Raw genomic sequence first — 14,843 nt, forward strand, 5'->3', positions numbered from 1 at the left:
GATCTCACAGGCGCTGCATTTCTAACGGCAAGTACCTACGAAACCAACACAATCCGCTGCCCACCCACATCTCGGGCATACCCCTCCAGCACCTGCCGGCAAACCCCGACCACTTCATCCACCAGCGCCACCCCGGTCTGCCAGGCCACCACCAGTTCCAGGCTGGGTGGGGGTTGCAGCCCTTCCAGCAACACCAGCTCGCCCCGCCTCAACTCGGCATCCACTAGCGCCGGCGGCAACGCACCAATACCAAACCCATCGCGCAACAGCCGGGTAATCGCCGCCACCGAGTTCACGCAGTTCAGACGCGGTGCCTCAGCCCCCGCAGCTTGCAGCAAGCTCAGCACCTCCTGGTGTGGCCGCGAATTTTTCGAAAAGGTGATGATGCGCTCGCGCCCAAGCTCGGCCAGCGAGGCATAGTCCCGGTGCTGGTGCGAGCCTGCGGCCACCACCCAGCCCATCGGGTAACGCGCCAGGTCCAGGCTGCGGATCGACTGCTCGCGCAGCAGGTCGGTCTGCAAAATCACGTCCAGAAAACCCTTTTGCAGCTGCTCGCGCAGGTTCAGCGCGGTGTCGGCCACCAGTTCGATTTCCACCTGTGGGTAGCGCTCGGTCAGCTCCGCCACCAGTGCGCTCATCCAGGTGTGGATCACCGTGTCCATCACCCCGATACGAATTCGCCCAACCTTGGCCCGGTCGCTGTCCAGCGACTGTTTCATGGCCTTGGCGGTTTCCAGCATGCGTTCGGCATATTCCAGCACCTTGCCGCCTTCCGGCGTCAGGCTGACCCCGCGTGAGTCGCGCAGCAACAGCTTCACGCCAAGGTCTGCCTCCAGCGCGGCAATGCGGCTGGACACCGAGGCTTGAGTGGTGAACAGCTTTTCTGCGGTCAGGCGGAAGCTCTTGAGCCGGGCGACCCAGACGAAGGTTTCGAGGAAGCGAAGGTTCATGATCAGTTTTTCTTGTTCCAGACCGGCGGTTTTTCTCGTTGGACGCGGGCGGCGTGGCCTCTGAACAATGGTGCCCAGGCCGCGACGCTTTATGTCGCCCATAAAACAATACCAACAAGCCGAGGCATCCATGAACCCCACCGGCGTGCAGCAGCAGGTCAGTTCCCCACCTTCGTCCGGGCCTTTCGCCTGGTACCGCGATATCGACAAACAGCAACGGCGCACCTTCTGGAGCTGCAAGATCGGCTACGGCCTGGACGGCATGGATACGCAGATGCTCAGCTTCGTCATCCCTACGCTGATCATGCTGTGGGGTATCACCACCACCGAAGCCGGGTTGATCCACACCAGCACGCTGATCGCCTCGGCCGTAGGCGGCTGGGTCGCCGGCATCCTCTCCGACCGCATCGGCCGCGTACGCACCCTGCAATTGACGGTGCTGTGGTTCGCCTTCTTCACCTTCCTGTGCGGCTTCGCCCAGAACTACGAACAGTTGCTGATCGCCCGGACGCTGATGGGCTTTGGTTTCGGCGGCGAATGGACTGCTGGCGCGGTCTTGATCGGCGAGGTCATCCGCGCCCAGGACCGTGGCAAGGCGGTGGGCATGGTGCAATCCGGCTGGGCCATCGGCTGGGGCCTTACGGCGATTCTTTACGCGCTGCTGTTCTCCTGGCTGCCGCCAGAGCAGGCCTGGCGTGCACTGTTCCTGCTGGGGCTGGTGCCGGCTGTCTTCGTGATCTTCGTCCGCCGCCTGGTCAAGGACCCTGAGGTGTACCGCGAGGCCAAGGCGGTGGAAAACGCCGAGGCACCTTCGCACTTCTACGAGATCTTCGCCCCGGGCATGCTCTGGACCACTGTACGTGCGTCCCTGCTGACCACCGGTGCACTGGGCGGCTACTACGCCATCACCTCGTGGTTGCCAACCTTCCTCAAGAACGAGCGCGGCCTGAGTGTGCTGGGCACGGGTGGCTACCTGGCCATGGTGATCGTCGGCTCCTACGTGGGCTATGTGGTCAGTGCTTACCTGTCCGACCTGCTGGGGCGCAAGAAGAACTTCATCCTGTTCGCCGTGGGCTCGTTCGTCATCGTGCTGCTGTACACGCAAATGCAGGTCAGCGATGGCGTGATGCTGTGGCTGGGCTTCCCGCTGGGCTTCTTCGCCTCGGGCATCTTCAGCGGCATGGGGGCGTTTCTCACCGAGCTGTTCCCTACGCGCATTCGCGGTTCGGGGCAGGGCTTTTGCTACAACATCGGCAAGGTCATTGCGGCACTGTTCCCGTTGCTGATCGGCATGCTTGGCCAAAATGTGCCGCTGGGCCTGGGTATCGGTGTGTTTTCTGCGGTGTCGTACGGGATTGTGATCGTGGCGGCCTTGAGCCTGCCGGAAACCCGCGGCAAACAGCTCAAGGCGCGGTAAGGTAGGGCTATGGACAACAACAAGGGAGACCGCGTGGTGGAACGCCTGCTACTCAATTGCGACATGGGCGAGAGCTTCGGCAGCTGGCGCATGGGCCTGGACGCCGAGGTGATGCCCTACATCGATTGCGCCAACATCGCCTGTGGCTACCACGCGGGTGACCCCGGCATCATGCGCCGCACCGTGGCCCTGGCGCTGGAGCATGGGGTGACCATCGGCGCCCACCCGGCCTACCCGGACCTGGTCGGCTTCGGCCGCCGCTCCATGGCGTGCAGCCCGGAAGAAATCCGCGACCTGCTGCATTACCAGATCGGTGCGCTGGAGGGTATCTGCAAAGTGCTGGGGGGCCGCGTATCCTATGTGAAACCACATGGCGCGCTGTACAACGACATGATGGCCGACCCGCTCAAGCTGCGCACGGTGCTGGAGGCCGTGGCAGCCTACGACAGCAACCTGCCGCTGATGCTCATGGCCACTGCCGACAACCGTGCTGCCCAGGCGCTGGGCGATGAAGTCGGCGTGCCGCTGTGGTTCGAAGCGTTCGCCGACCGCGCCTACACCGCCTGCGGCCACCTGGTGTCGCGACGCCTGCCTGGGGCCGTGCATCACGACCCAGCACAGGTCGTTGAGCAGGCCGTGCGTCTGGCTCGGGGCGACACCCTTGTGGCGGACGATGGCAGTGCCCTGCGCCTGCACGCCAGCACCCTCTGCGTGCATGGTGACAACGACAGTTCGGTGGCAGCGGTGCGGCAGATACGCCAGGCCCTGGATGCCCTGGAGGGACGATGAAGCCGCGCATCGAAGTGGTGGCCATCGACAGCCTGATGGTGCGCCTGTTCGACGGTATCGACGAAGCCAACATGCCGTGGATGCTCGCCGCCAGCCAGCGCTTGAGCGCCGCGTTCGGTAAGCACTTGCTGGACCTGGTGCCGTCCTACACAACGCTGATGGTGCAGTTCGATTTGCAGCCGGGTGAGGCGAGGGCGCTGATCTCCCAAGCGCTGGACGGTTTGCAGCCAGACACCGGCAGCGGCGGTCGGCGTCATGAGATTCCAGTCTGGTATGACACCAGCGTCGGCCCTGAGCTGCCTGTGCTGGCGGCCCGCAGCGGCTTGAGTGAAGACGATGTCATCCGCTTGCACAGCGAGCGCGACTATCCGGTATTCGCTTTGGGCTTCGCCCCCGGTTTTGGCTTTATGGGCCTGGTGGACGAGCGCCTGGCCAGCCCGCGCCTGAGCACCCCGCGCAAGCGCGTGGCGGCGGGTAGCGTGGGCATTGCCGAGCGGCAGACGGCAGCGTATCCGGCGGTATCGCCGGGCGGCTGGAACCTGATTGGCCGTACCCCGGTGCGCCTGTTCGACCGGGATCGCGAGGGCTACAGCCTGTTGCAACCCGGTGACCGGGTGCGCTTCGTGCCGGTTTCGCGCAGCGAATTCCTGGCCTTGGGTGGTGATGTGGAGGCGCAGGCATGAAGCAGTTGAAGATCGAGGCCAGTACGCCGTTGTGCCAGTTGCAGGACGCCGGGCGCTTTGGCGTGCGCCACTTGGGCGTAACCCAGGGCGGCGCGCTGGACTGGGTGGCGATGCACTGGGCCAACTGGCTGCTGGGCAACCCGTTGGGGGCGCCGGTGGTCGAGGTAGCGCTGGGTGGGTTCTGCGTGGTGGCCGAACAGGATTGTGTGCTGGCCTTGGCCGGTGCCGACCTGGATGCGCGGGTTGATGATCAGCCTTTGGCCCCCTGGCGCAGCGTTGCCCTGGTCAAGGGGCAGCGCTTGACCCTGAAGCAGCCTAAGCAGGGCGTTCGGGCTTATCTGGCGGCACCGGGCGGGTTCCTCGGCGAAGATGTGCTGGGCAGTTGTGCCACGGTGGTACGTGAAGAGCTGGGTGGCATTGATGGCCAAGGGGCTGCGCTGGTTAAAGGCCAGGAATTGGCGTTCACCGGTAGCGATGCCACCCTGCGCGAAGTGCCGCATGCGTTGCGGCCGCAGTACGCACAAAAGCCTGTGCTCAATTTGGTCATGGGCGCGCAGATCGGCGACTTCAGTGGTATCAGCCTGTTCGAGGCGTTCAACAGTGACTGGACGCTGGACAGCCGGGCCGACCGCATGGGCATCCGGCTGCTGGGGCCGCAGCTGGTCTATCAGGGCGCGCCGATGATTTCCGAAGGGATACCGCTGGGGGCGGTGCAGGTGCCGCCGGATGGGCAGCCGATCGTGCTGCTCAATGACCGGCAGACCATTGGTGGCTATCCGAGGCTGGGGGCGTTGACGCCGCTGGCACTGGCGCAACTGGCGCAGTGCATGCCAGGGATGGCGGTGCGGTTCAGGGCGGTGGTGCAGGAGGAGGCCTGGCGGGAACAGCAGGGTTACCTGGGCCGCTGGTTGTAAAGGCTGCCGGCCTCTTCGCGGGTAAACCCGCTCCTACACAGGACAGCGCATGCCTCAGGCTTTCGCAATTCTTTGTAGGAGCGGGTTTACCCGCGAAAGGGCCGGCACAGGCTGCATCACTTGGACAGATAACGCATCCCTTCCTCCAACCCTTGCAAGGTCAGCGGGTACATCTTGTCCTCGATCAGGTCCCGCACCAGATGGGTCGAAGCGGTGTAGTCCCAGGCCTGCTTCGGATACGGGTTGATCCAGATGATCTTCCTGAATTTCTCCATGAAGCGCTGCATCCACACATACCCGGCCTCTTCGTTCCAGTGCTCCACGCTACCCCCCGGCTGGGTGATTTCATAGGGCGCCATGGCCGCGTCACCCACGAACACCACCTTGTAGTCGTCGCCGTACTTGTGCAGCAGGTCGAAGGTGGAATACCGCTCCGAAGTGCGGCGCAGGTTGTTCTTCCACACCGACTCGTACACGAAATTGTGGAAGTAGTAGTACTCCAGGTGCTTGAACTCGGTCTTGCACGCCGAAAACAGCTCTTCGCAGACCTTGATGTGCGCGTCCATCGAGCCGCCGATGTCGAACAGCAACAGCAGCTTCACCGTGTTGCGCCGCTCAGGGCGCATCTGGATGTTCAGCAACCCGGCATCACGCGCGGTGTGGTCGATGGTGCCGTCGATGTCCAGCTCTTCGGCAGCACCCTCACGGGCGAACTTGCGCAGCCGGCGCAGGGCCAGCTTGATGTTGCGCGTGCCCAGTTCCACCTGGTCGTCCAGGTTCTTGTACTCGCGCTGGTCCCACACTTTTACTGCCTTGCCCTGCCGCTTGCCGGCTTCGCCCACGCGGATACCCTCGGGGTTGAAGCCGCCTGAGCCGAACGGGCTGGTACCGCCAGTGCCGATCCACTTGTTGCCACCGGCGTGGCGCTCCTTCTGCTCTTCAAGGCGTTTCTTGAATGCTTCGATCAGCTTGTCCAGGCCGCCAAGGGACTGGATCTGTGCACGCTCTTCGTCCGTGAGCGAGCGCTCGAATTCCTTGCGCAGCCAGTCTTCGGGGATCAGTGCCTCGATGTGCCGGTCGAGGTTTTCCAGGCCCTTGAAGTAGGCGGCGAACGCCCGGTCGAACTTGTCGAAATGGCGTTCGTCCTTCACCAGAATGGCGCGGGCGAGGTAGTAGAATTCGTCCATGTCGGCGAACACCACGCGCTTTTGCAGGGCCTGGTGCAGGTCCAGCAGCTCGCGTACCGACACCGGCACCTTGGCCGCGCGCATTTCATTGAACAGGTTGAGCAGCATGGCCCGGCTCCTGTCAGCGGTTGCCGCGCCGGCTCATGAAGGCCAGGCGCTCCAGCAGTTGCACGTCCTGCTCGTTCTTCACCAGCGCACCGGCCAAGGGTGGTATGGCCTTGGTCGGGTCGCGCTCGCGCAGCACCGCTTCACCGATGTTGTCGGCCATCAGCAGCTTCAGCCAGTCGACCAGCTCGGAGGTGGACGGCTTTTTCTTCAGGCCCGGTACCTTGCGCACGTCGAAGAACACATCCAGCGCCTCGCTGACCAGCGACTGGCTGATGTTCGGGTAGTGCACGTCGACGATCTGCTGCAGGGTAGTGCGGTCAGGGAAGGCGATGTAGTGGAAGAAGCAGCGGCGCAGGAAGGCGTCCGGCAGCTCCTTTTCGTTGTTGGAGGTGATGATGATGATCGGGCGCTGCTTGGCCTTGATGGTCTCGTCGATTTCGTAGACGTAGAACTCCATCTTGTCCAGCTCTTGCAGCAGGTCGTTGGGGAACTCGATGTCGGCTTTGTCGATTTCGTCGATCAGCAGGATGACCCGTTCTTCGGCCTCGAAGGCCTCCCACAGCTTGCCCTTTTTCAGGTAGTTGCGCACATCGTGCACCTTGTCCACACCCAGTTGCGAGTCACGCAGGCGGCTCACCGCGTCGTACTCGTACAACCCCTGGTGGGCCTTGGTGGTGGACTTGATGTGCCAGGTGATCAGGCGCGCGCCGAACGAGGCAGCCAGCTGCTCGGCAAGCATGGTCTTGCCGGTGCCGGGTTCGCCCTTGACCAGCAGCGGGCGTTCGAGGGTGATGGCCGCGTTCACCGCCAGTTTCAGGTCGTCTGTGGCGACGTAGTCGCGGGTGCCTTCGAACTTCATGGGTTTGTCCTCTGTTGTAAGCCTGTGCTGGCCTCTTCGCGGGTTTACCCGCGAAGAGGCCAGCACAGGCAACACATGAATTGATTTGTCACCGACTATAACGCGGGGTTCGGCAGCTGCAAACGCAGACCAGGTATTCAGTCTCTGAATGCCCCGTCACGCCCACTCAGTCAGAATCCGGCCTGGGCTGCTCATACCGCGCATTGAACGCCTGGATAAAGCCATTACGCAGTATCTGCAAGAACGCCTCGAATGCGCTGACATCCTGTTTACGCACACTGCCACTGAGCTCCACACGGGTGGCGAACTGGTTCTTGCGCTGGTTCTTCAGTACCGTCTCGGTCGCCCCAATCAGCGCCTCCCACACCGAGCGGAAAAAGCCTTTGTCCTTTTCCTGCACGTCCTGTTGCCAGTTGAACACGTCCACATCACGCAATAACGGTTTGATATAGCCCGTGAGCCGACCGTTTTCTGCCTGCGCCTCGATCACCAGGTCGCCATGCCCGGCATTGAAGTCGAACTTGCCGTAGGCGCTGGAAAAGTCATTGAGCCTGCGCAGCTCGATACCCGTGGCGCGCAAGCGGAACTGGAAGTCGTCGAAATCGCTGAACGGGTCGAAAGTGGCGCGGCTCTCAACCTTGGCATCGCCCAACAGCAGGGCGCTGGCCTCCAGACTGGCGTCGCGCCGGCCCTGCTTGTTGCGCACGTTGGTCAGGTTGCGGATGCTGGCGTTCAACTCTGTGGCCTTGAGGTCCACCGGTGGCTTGGAATTGAAGTTGCGGAAGGTGAGCACGCCGCTGTCGATACGCACTTCGTTAAGGGTGATGGGCAGCAGTTTTTCCAGTTGTTGCCGCCAGTCGGTCCCCCGGCCGGTCTGCGATGCCTGTTTGCTGCCGCCGTCGACGAAATTCAGCTCAGGACGAACGAAGGTCACTGTGGCCACCACGGCCTTGTCGTACCAGAGCGAGGCCCAGCTCACCGACAGGTCGATCAGCGGTGCGTCAAGGAGGGGTACCGGAACCTTGCCGCTGGTCTTGACGATCTTCAGCCCGTTGATCTGGTAAGCGCCGCGCCACCAGGCCAGGTCCACATCAGCCACCTGGCCCCGATAGTCGCCCATGTTGGCCAGTTTGTCGTTCAGGTAGTCGCGCACCAGGTAGGGCAGGGCCAGGTGCAGGGTGACCAACAGCACGACCAGGCTGCATATGCCGATCAGCGGCCAGCGATAACGGGCTCTCATCGGTGCGTCTCCAAGGCGGGATGTGCGGTTGACCGCAATGCGCCCGGCTGAGTTCTAACAGGCTTTACGGGCCACTGGCCGGGGCTTACCCTTGAGGTCTTTCCCTGCTCTTTTTCATGCCAAGGACCCCTGCCATGAGCCGTATCTTTGCAGACAACGCCCACTCCATCGGTAACACGCCGCTGGTGCAGATCAACCGCATCGCCCCGCGCGGCGTGACCATCCTGGCCAAGATCGAAGGGCGCAACCCGGGTTACTCGGTCAAGTGCCGCATTGGTGCGAACATGGTCTGGGACGCCGAGAGCAGCGGCAAGCTCAAGCCGGGCATGACCATCGTCGAGCCCACCTCGGGCAACACCGGTATCGGCCTGGCCTTCGTCGCCGCTGCCCGTGGCTACAAACTGATGCTGACCATGCCCGCTTCCATGAGCCTGGAGCGCCGCAAGGTACTGAAGGCACTGGGCGCCGAGCTGGTACTGACCGACCCGGCCAAGGGCATGAAGGGCGCCATCGAGAAGGCCAACGAAATCGTCGCGTCCGACCCGGCCCAGTACTTCCTGCCGGGCCAGTTCGAAAACCCGGCCAACCCGGCCATTCACGAGAAAACCACCGGCCCGGAAATCTGGAACGACACCGACGGCGCAGTCGACGTATTGGTGGCGGGTGTGGGCACTGGCGGCACCATCACCGGTGTATCGCGCTACATCAAGCACACCCAGGGCAAGTCCATTCTGTCGGTGGCCGTTGAGCCCGCTTCGTCGCCGCTGATTACCCAGACCCTGGCCGGCCAAGAGCTCAAGCCCAGCCCGCACAAGATCCAGGGCATCGGCGCCGGTTTCGTGCCAAAAAACCTCGACCTGTCCATCGTCGACCAGGTGGAAACGGTAACCGATGAAGAGTCCAAGGCCATGGCCATCCGCCTGATGCAGGAAGAGGGCATCCTCTGCGGCATTTCCTGTGGCGCAGCCATGGCTGCCGCCGTGCGCCTGGCCGAAAAGCCGGAAATGCAAGGTAAGACCATCGTCGTAGTACTGCCGGATTCGGGCGAGCGTTACCTGTCGAGCATGTTGTTCAGCGACATGTTCAGCGAGCAGGAAAACCAGCAGTAATCGGCCCTGCCGCTGACCCGGCGCAACAATCGGCGGCCTGGTTTATTGCAAAATCTTCATGAATGCGATCCCGCCCGGGTTGTTTTTACCTCGGCGGGATCGGTTTATGATGGCAGGATGATTTTCAGGAGAGCAGGACGCGCAGCCCTGGCTCTTCCCCAAGGAGTGAAAGCATGACCTTTTCCTTTGCAGCCAAGGCGGGTGTCTTGCTGGTGTTTTTCGGCAGCGTGCTGTTCGTGCACCTGCGCGGCAAGGCCCGCCTGCCGGTGTTGCGCCAGTTCGTCAACCATTCGGCGCTGTTCGCCCCGTACAACGCTTTGATGTACCTGTTCTCCGGCGTGCCGTCCAAGCCTTATTTGGACCGTCAACGCTTCCCTGAACTGGACGTGTTGAAAGACAACTGGCAGGAAATCCGCGAAGAGGCCATGCGCCTGTTCGACGAGGGCTACATCCGCGCCGCCGAGAAGGACAATGACGCCGGTTTCGGCTCGTTCTTCAAGAAAGGCTGGAAGCGTTTTTACCTGAAGTGGTACGACAAACCTCTGCCTTCGGCCGAAACGCTGTGCCCGCGCACCGTCGAGCTGGTCAGCAGTATCCCCAACGTCAAGGGTGCGATGTTTGCCCTGCTGCCTGGCGGCAGCCACCTGAACCCGCACCGTGACCCGTTTGCAGGTTCGCTGCGCTACCACCTGGGCCTGTCCACGCCGAACTCCGATGCTTGCCGCATCTACGTCGATGGCGAGGAATACGCCTGGCGTGACGGTGAAGATGTGATGTTCGACGAAACCTACGTGCACTGGGTCAAGAACGAGACCGACGTTACCCGCGTCATTCTGTTCTGCGACATCGAACGCCCGCTGAGCAGCCCGCTGATGACCCGCATCAACCGCCAGGTCAGTGCCTTCCTCGGTCGCGCCACCGCGCCGCAGAATACCGATGACGAGCGGGTGGGCGGGATCAACCAGGCGTATGCCTGGAGCAAGCGCTTCAGCAACAAGATCAGTGGCCATGTGAAGCAGTTCAAGCGCGCCAACCCCAAGGCCTACCGCGTGCTGCGGCCGGTGCTGGCGGTGGTGGTGGCCTATTTGCTTTATCGTTGGTTGTTCTGACCGGCTGGGCGGGCCTCTTTGCGGGTTTAAGCCGCGAATTGGCCGGCTCAGGCTGTTGCCCAATCCGGCATTCACCGCTATATTCCGAAACACCTATCTTCCCTGAAGACCTGAACATGCCAGCCAGCCCTTCCACCACACGCTTTGCCATCGCGCCAGTCGCGGGCATGGTCGTGCGTGGCAGCCAGCAGCCGGCCATGATCAGTCACTACCCACCACCTGTCAGTGGCGTTGTAGGCGGCGTAGCTCCGCCTCCTTGCGTGGTCGTGCTGGGCTGATCGGCTTCTGGCCGAACCCTTTCGCACACGCAAGCTACTGAACACGGTCGGCTACTTCCCCTGCTGAAGTCTACGCCCACCGTTCGGCTTATTTGCCCGAATACAGGTGCATACATGTCTGTCTTTTCCAAAACTTCCGTGGCCTCGGCGGCCACTACCAGCCTGTTCGTCCTGCTGTGGAGCAGCGGGGCGGTCGTCTCCAAGCTGGGCCTGGCGCATGCCAGCCCGTTTGCCTTCCTGCTGTTGCGCTCGGCGCTGGCCCTGGCCGGCTTGCTGCTGATCGGCCCTCTGCTGGGGCTGCGCTGGCCGCGCAGCCGTGGGGCTATCCTGCGGGCACTGGGTACCGGGTGTGTGCTGCTGGGCGCGTACCAGATCTTCTACTTGTTGGCGCTCAACACCCATGTCACCCCCGGCGTGATGGCCACGGTGATGGGGGTTCAACCTATCCTGACCGTGGTGCTGATGGAGCGCGAGCGTTCCTGGAGCCGCCTGTTCGGCCTTGGGTTGGGGCTGGGTGGCTTGATCATGGTGGTCTATCAGGGTATCAACCTGGGCGGCGTTTCGCTGGCGGGGATGCTGTTCGCCTTGCTGGCGCTGGCCAGCATGACTTTGGGCTCGATCCTGCAGAAGCGCATCACCGACAACCCCATGGGCACGCTGCCGCTGCAGTACCTGGCCGGCTTTGCCATGTGCGCGCTGTTCGCGCCTTTGCAACCGCTGTATGTCGAGTGGACAGGCGGCTTCGTCGGCGCGCTGCTGTGGATGGGCCTGGTCGTCTCGCTGCTGGCAACCTTGCTGCTGTACCGGCTGATCGCCAAGGGCAACCTGGTCAATGTCACCAGCCTGTTCTACCTGGTGCCGGCAGTCACTGCGGTGATGGACTTCCTGATTTTCGGTAACCGCCTGGCACCGCTCAGCCTGCTGGGCATGGGGCTGATCGTGGTGGGCCTGCTGTTCGTGTTTCGCAAACCCGCTGCGCGGTTGGCCGAGGCGTAAGCCTTAGCGGAACTCTTCGGGGATGGTGTGGCGCAGCACGCCTTCCTCGAAGTCCAGCAAGCCGGCTTCGCGCTGGGTGAGCAGGTAGTAGAGCAGGGTATCGAGTGACCGCTGCGACGGCACCTCGACAGCCAGCATCTTCACGGCTTGCTCGGTTTCGCAGTTGCAGCCGAAGTCCTGCAAGGCTGCGCGTACCTGGTCCAGGGTTTCCGGCGGTTTGACCACCACCCGAAACACCGAGCTGCCGCTGTGCTGGCGCAGTTCGGCGAACCAGGTCTCGCCGGCTTCTTCATGGGTGCCGATCACGTCGCCCGGGGCGATGCCGTAAACGTGGAAGGGAATATTGTCGACGGCATAGCCACCTTCCACGGCCTTGGCCCACAGGCCCTCGACCGAGGCCGGTGGATAGCCGGTCTCGTCCTGCTCCAGGCGGAACAGGACTTTCTTGTACGCGCTGTTCATCGTGTATCCCGCTTCAGCTGCGCGCCGGGCGCAGCACCAGCCACAGTGCCACGCCAATCAGCAAGCCACCGTACAGGTGTGCCATCGACAGCGGCTCGTCCAGCAACCACGCCCCCCACAATACGCCGAATGCCGGAATCAGGAAGGTTACTGTGCTGGCTTTTACCGGGCCGATTTCTTCCAGCAGGCGGAAGTACAGGATGTAGGCGAATGCGGTGCACAGCAGGCCCAGGCCCAGCAGCGACAGCCAAACCTGCCAACCGCCCCAGCTGGCGGGCGGGTGGGTGAGTGCGCTCCAGCCGAACAGCGGGCTCAGCATGAGGGTGGCACCGAGCATGCTGCCCAGTGCTGACAGGCGGCTGTCCAGGCCACTGACCCAGCGGCGGGCGAGGAACCCGGCAAAGCCGTAGCAGGTGGTGGCCGCCAGGCAGGCGAGGGCACCTTGCACCAAGGCCATGTCCAGTGCCACCGGGCCGGCGCCGCTGAGGATGCCGACGCCGAACAGGCCCAGGAAAATGCCGCAAAGCTTGGGCAGGGTCATGGGTTCGCGGAAGAACAGCACGCCGATGAGTACGCCCATCAGTGGCGTGGTAGCGTTGAAAATGGCCGAATAGCCAGCCGGCAACACCTGGGCCGCTACGGAATAGAACGTGGCGGGGATGCCGGAGTTGATCATGCCCAGCACCAGGCAGGCGCCGAGCTTGCCCTGGAAGTCCCAGCGTACGCGGGCGGCGGCGACGATGGCGACCAGGCCCAGGCAGGCGATGGACACACGGAAGAACGCGGTCGGCACCGTGCCCAGCGCGGGGGCGATGATGCGCATGAACAGGAAACTCGCCCCCCAGACGGCGGCAAGGGTTAGCAGGCGGGCTAGGGCGATGGGGCTCACAACGGTCTCCGGAGGCAGGGCAGGGGCGCGAGTTTACGCGAGGGGGCGGGGAGATTCTTGTGCTTTCTTGCGGTGTAATCCTGTGCGGCTAAGCTGTCTATCTGACCCCGCACCGAGGTGTCCCGCATGACCCAGCACTGGCCTGCCGGCGAGATCGCCCGGATGATCCTCGATGGCTTTGACGATTACCGCGAGCATTTTCGCCGTATCACCCTCGGTGCCCGTGAGCGATTCGAGCAGGCGCGTTGGCAAGATTGCCAGCGCGCAGCCGCCGCGCGGATCAACCTCTATGAAAAGAAGGTCGGCGAGGTCAACGGCTGGTTGCGGGATGCGTTCGATGACGAGGTGCTGCTGGAGGTCGGCCAGTGGCCCTTGGTGAAAAGTGCCTACATAGGCCTGATCGACCCGCGCCTGGACGATGAACTGTCGGAAACCTGGTACAACTCGCTGTTCTGTAGCCTGTTCAGCCATGACCAGATCAGCGACGGCTGCATGTTCATCCACACCACCCGGCCGTCGATCCGCAGCCACCAGCGCGCTGCGCAAACCCGAACCTATTGCCCCAATGGCAGCCTCAGGGGCCTGTTGCGGGCGATCTTCGCCGACTTCGCTTTCGTCTATGGCGACCTTGAAAGCGACCTGTCACGCCTTGAGGAACAGCTGCGCGAGTGCCTGCCGGACTGGGTCTGCAAGGACCCGACGCTGGCGGTGGAGCTGTTTTCACCGGTGTTGTACCGCAACAAGGGCGCCTACCTGGTCGGCCGGCTTTACAACAGCGACGAGCAGTGGCCACTGGTGATTCCGCTGTTGCACCGTGAGGGGCATGGCGTAGAGGCCGATGCGCTGATTACCGACGAGGCCGAGGTGTCGATCATCTTTTCCTTCACCCGCTCGTACTTCATGGTCGATGTGCCGGTGCCGGCCGAGTTCGTCAACTTCCTCAAGCGCATCTTGCCCGGCAAGCACATTGCGGAGCTGTACACTTCAATCGGTTTCTACAAACACGGCAAGTCGGAGTTCTACCGGGCGCTGATCAACCACCTGGCCAGCAGCGACGACCGCTTCGTCATGGCACCCGGCGTGCGTGGCATGGTCATGAGCGTGTTTACCCTGCCGGGCTTCAATACGGTGTTCAAGATCATCAAGGACCGTTTTTCGCCCTCGAAAACCGTTGACCGCGCTACGGTGATCGACAAGTACCGGCTGGTGAAAAGTGTCGACCGTGTCGGGCGTTTGGCCGATACCCAGGAATTTGCAGACTTTCGCTTCCCGCGTGACAAGTTCGAGCCAGAGTGCCTGGCCGAGCTGCTGGAGGTGGCGCCATCGACCGTGGCGCTGGAGGGTGACACGGTGCTGATCCGCCACTGCTGGACCGAGCGGCGCATGACGCCGCTGAACCTGTACCTGGAGCATGCCAGCGAAGGCCAGGTGCATGAGGCGCTGGAAGACTATGGCCTGGCCATCAAACAACTGGCGGCGGCGAACATCTTCCCGGGTGACATGTTGCTGAAGAACTTTGGGGTGACGCGTCATGGCCGGGTGGTGTTCTACGACTATGACGAAATCAGCTTTTTGACCGAAGTGAATTTCCGCCATATCCCGCCGCCGCGTTACCCGGAAGACGAAATGTCGGGCGAACCGTGGTACTCGATTGGCCCGCATGATGTGTTTCCCGAAGAGTTTCCGCCGTTCCTGTTTGCCGATATCGGCCAGCGGCGGTTGTTCAGCCGCTTGCATGGGGAGTTGTATGACGCGGATTACTGGAAGGGGTTGCAGGCGGCGATCAGGGAAGGGAAGGTGATTGATGTGTTTCCTTATCGGCGCAAGGCTCGGTAAATCTGTTTTTGCAGGCC

Annotated in this window: 15 protein-coding genes; 9 read left to right on the forward strand and 6 right to left on the reverse strand. The window is 62.7% G+C overall.

Going from position 1 to position 14,843, the window contains the following annotated elements:
• Positions 1-35 precede the first annotated feature (35 nt).
• Positions 36-950: a LysR family transcriptional regulator gene (locus tag APH36_RS11215; RefSeq protein WP_060498673.1), complete on the reverse strand. Its 915-nt coding sequence runs from the start codon at positions 948-950 to the stop codon at positions 36-38.
• Between the two features lie 130 nt (positions 951-1,080).
• Between APH36_RS11215 and APH36_RS11220 the strand changes: the two genes are divergently transcribed.
• Genes APH36_RS11220 through APH36_RS11235 form a run of 4 tightly spaced genes read left to right on the forward strand, consistent with a single transcriptional unit; the run spans position 1,081 to position 4,753 of the window.
• Entirely contained in the window at positions 1,081-2,367 is a 1,287-nt protein-coding gene (locus APH36_RS11220; protein WP_060498674.1) for an MFS transporter, read from the forward strand.
• Between the two features lie 9 nt (positions 2,368-2,376).
• The gene (locus tag APH36_RS11225) at positions 2,377-3,156 is read left to right on the forward strand and encodes a 5-oxoprolinase subunit PxpA (RefSeq protein ID WP_060498675.1); all 780 of its coding nucleotides are present in this window, start codon (positions 2,377-2,379) and stop codon (positions 3,154-3,156) included.
• The gene (gene pxpB / locus APH36_RS11230) at positions 3,153-3,839 is read left to right on the forward strand and encodes a 5-oxoprolinase subunit PxpB (RefSeq protein ID WP_060498676.1); all 687 of its coding nucleotides are present in this window, start codon (positions 3,153-3,155) and stop codon (positions 3,837-3,839) included. The genes APH36_RS11225 and pxpB overlap by 4 nt, the downstream gene beginning before the upstream one ends.
• Positions 3,836-4,753: a biotin-dependent carboxyltransferase family protein gene (locus tag APH36_RS11235; protein ID WP_060498677.1), complete on the forward strand. Its 918-nt coding sequence runs from the start codon at positions 3,836-3,838 to the stop codon at positions 4,751-4,753. Before pxpB ends, APH36_RS11235 begins: the two co-directional genes overlap by 4 nt.
• A 116-nt stretch (positions 4,754-4,869) precedes the next feature.
• On the opposite strand, the gene APH36_RS11240 is transcribed toward APH36_RS11235, so the two are convergent.
• From APH36_RS11240 to APH36_RS11250, 3 genes are all read right to left on the reverse strand, one after another.
• On the reverse strand, positions 4,870-6,048 hold the full coding sequence (locus APH36_RS11240) for a VWA domain-containing protein (protein ID WP_060498678.1): 1,179 nt from the start codon (positions 6,046-6,048) through the stop codon (positions 4,870-4,872).
• A 13-nt stretch (positions 6,049-6,061) separates the two neighbouring features.
• A complete protein-coding gene (locus APH36_RS11245; RefSeq protein ID WP_012273667.1) occupies positions 6,062-6,907 on the reverse strand; it encodes a MoxR family ATPase in 846 nt (281 codons plus the stop codon).
• A gap of 166 nt (positions 6,908-7,073) precedes the next feature.
• Complete coding sequence (locus tag APH36_RS11250) at positions 7,074-8,147, reverse strand: DUF748 domain-containing protein (protein WP_060498679.1); 1,074 nt, start codon at positions 8,145-8,147, stop codon at positions 7,074-7,076.
• Between the two features lie 134 nt (positions 8,148-8,281).
• Here APH36_RS11250 and cysK point away from each other — a divergent pair, with 134 nt between their 5' ends.
• The 4 genes from cysK to APH36_RS11265 all read left to right on the forward strand — a co-directional run bounded on the left by cysK (position 8,282) and on the right by APH36_RS11265 (position 11,639).
• Entirely contained in the window at positions 8,282-9,256 is a 975-nt protein-coding gene (gene cysK, locus APH36_RS11255; RefSeq protein WP_060498680.1) for a cysteine synthase A, read from the forward strand.
• A gap of 173 nt (positions 9,257-9,429) precedes the next feature.
• Complete coding sequence (locus APH36_RS11260) at positions 9,430-10,365, forward strand: aspartyl/asparaginyl beta-hydroxylase domain-containing protein (protein ID WP_060498681.1); 936 nt, start codon at positions 9,430-9,432, stop codon at positions 10,363-10,365.
• Between the two features lie 116 nt (positions 10,366-10,481).
• Positions 10,482-10,643 carry a hypothetical protein gene (locus tag APH36_RS31625; protein WP_156342120.1) on the forward strand — a complete coding sequence of 54 codons (162 nt, stop codon included), beginning with the start codon at positions 10,482-10,484 and terminating at the stop codon, positions 10,641-10,643.
• Between the two features lie 114 nt (positions 10,644-10,757).
• Positions 10,758-11,639, forward strand: a complete 882-nt coding sequence (locus APH36_RS11265) for a DMT family transporter (protein ID WP_060498682.1) — start codon at positions 10,758-10,760, stop codon at positions 11,637-11,639.
• Between the two features lie 3 nt (positions 11,640-11,642).
• Here APH36_RS11265 and APH36_RS11270 read toward each other — a convergent pair whose 3' ends face one another.
• Complete coding sequence (locus APH36_RS11270) at positions 11,643-12,101, reverse strand: DUF4265 domain-containing protein (protein ID WP_060498683.1); 459 nt, start codon at positions 12,099-12,101, stop codon at positions 11,643-11,645.
• 13 nt (positions 12,102-12,114) lie between these two features.
• On the reverse strand, positions 12,115-12,990 hold the full coding sequence (locus APH36_RS11275; RefSeq protein WP_060498684.1) for a DMT family transporter: 876 nt from the start codon (positions 12,988-12,990) through the stop codon (positions 12,115-12,117).
• A gap of 126 nt (positions 12,991-13,116) precedes the next feature.
• On the opposite strand from APH36_RS11275, the gene aceK reads away from it, so the two are divergent.
• A complete protein-coding gene (aceK, locus tag APH36_RS11280; protein ID WP_060498685.1) occupies positions 13,117-14,826 on the forward strand; it encodes a bifunctional isocitrate dehydrogenase kinase/phosphatase in 1,710 nt (569 codons plus the stop codon).
• Positions 14,827-14,843: the final 17 nt, after the last annotated feature.

Origin of the sequence: Pseudomonas sp. NBRC 111133 (assembly GCF_001320605.1) — a bacterium.
GTDB classification, from domain to species: Bacteria; Pseudomonadota; Gammaproteobacteria; order Pseudomonadales; family Pseudomonadaceae; genus Aquipseudomonas; species Aquipseudomonas monteilii.

Coding starts and splice junctions, on each gene's coding strand:
- APH36_RS11225 (WP_060498675.1), top strand. CDS start 2,377: ATGGACAACAACAAGGGAGACCGCGTGGTGGAACGCCTGCTACTCAAT.
- APH36_RS11265 (WP_060498682.1), top strand. CDS start 10,758: ATGTCTGTCTTTTCCAAAACTTCCGTGGCCTCGGCGGCCACTACCAGC.
- APH36_RS11260 (WP_060498681.1), top strand. CDS start 9,430: ATGACCTTTTCCTTTGCAGCCAAGGCGGGTGTCTTGCTGGTGTTTTTC.
- APH36_RS11240 (WP_060498678.1), bottom strand. CDS start 6,048: ATGCTGCTCAACCTGTTCAATGAAATGCGCGCGGCCAAGGTGCCGGTG.
- APH36_RS31625 (WP_156342120.1), top strand. CDS start 10,482: ATGCCAGCCAGCCCTTCCACCACACGCTTTGCCATCGCGCCAGTCGCG.
- APH36_RS11215 (WP_060498673.1), bottom strand. CDS start 950: ATGAACCTTCGCTTCCTCGAAACCTTCGTCTGGGTCGCCCGGCTCAAG.
- aceK (WP_060498685.1), top strand. CDS start 13,117: ATGACCCAGCACTGGCCTGCCGGCGAGATCGCCCGGATGATCCTCGAT.
- cysK (WP_060498680.1), top strand. CDS start 8,282: ATGAGCCGTATCTTTGCAGACAACGCCCACTCCATCGGTAACACGCCG.
- APH36_RS11250 (WP_060498679.1), bottom strand. CDS start 8,147: ATGAGAGCCCGTTATCGCTGGCCGCTGATCGGCATATGCAGCCTGGTC.
- pxpB (WP_060498676.1), top strand. CDS start 3,153: ATGAAGCCGCGCATCGAAGTGGTGGCCATCGACAGCCTGATGGTGCGC.
- APH36_RS11235 (WP_060498677.1), top strand. CDS start 3,836: ATGAAGCAGTTGAAGATCGAGGCCAGTACGCCGTTGTGCCAGTTGCAG.
- APH36_RS11220 (WP_060498674.1), top strand. CDS start 1,081: ATGAACCCCACCGGCGTGCAGCAGCAGGTCAGTTCCCCACCTTCGTCC.
- APH36_RS11270 (WP_060498683.1), bottom strand. CDS start 12,101: ATGAACAGCGCGTACAAGAAAGTCCTGTTCCGCCTGGAGCAGGACGAG.
- APH36_RS11245 (WP_012273667.1), bottom strand. CDS start 6,907: ATGAAGTTCGAAGGCACCCGCGACTACGTCGCCACAGACGACCTGAAA.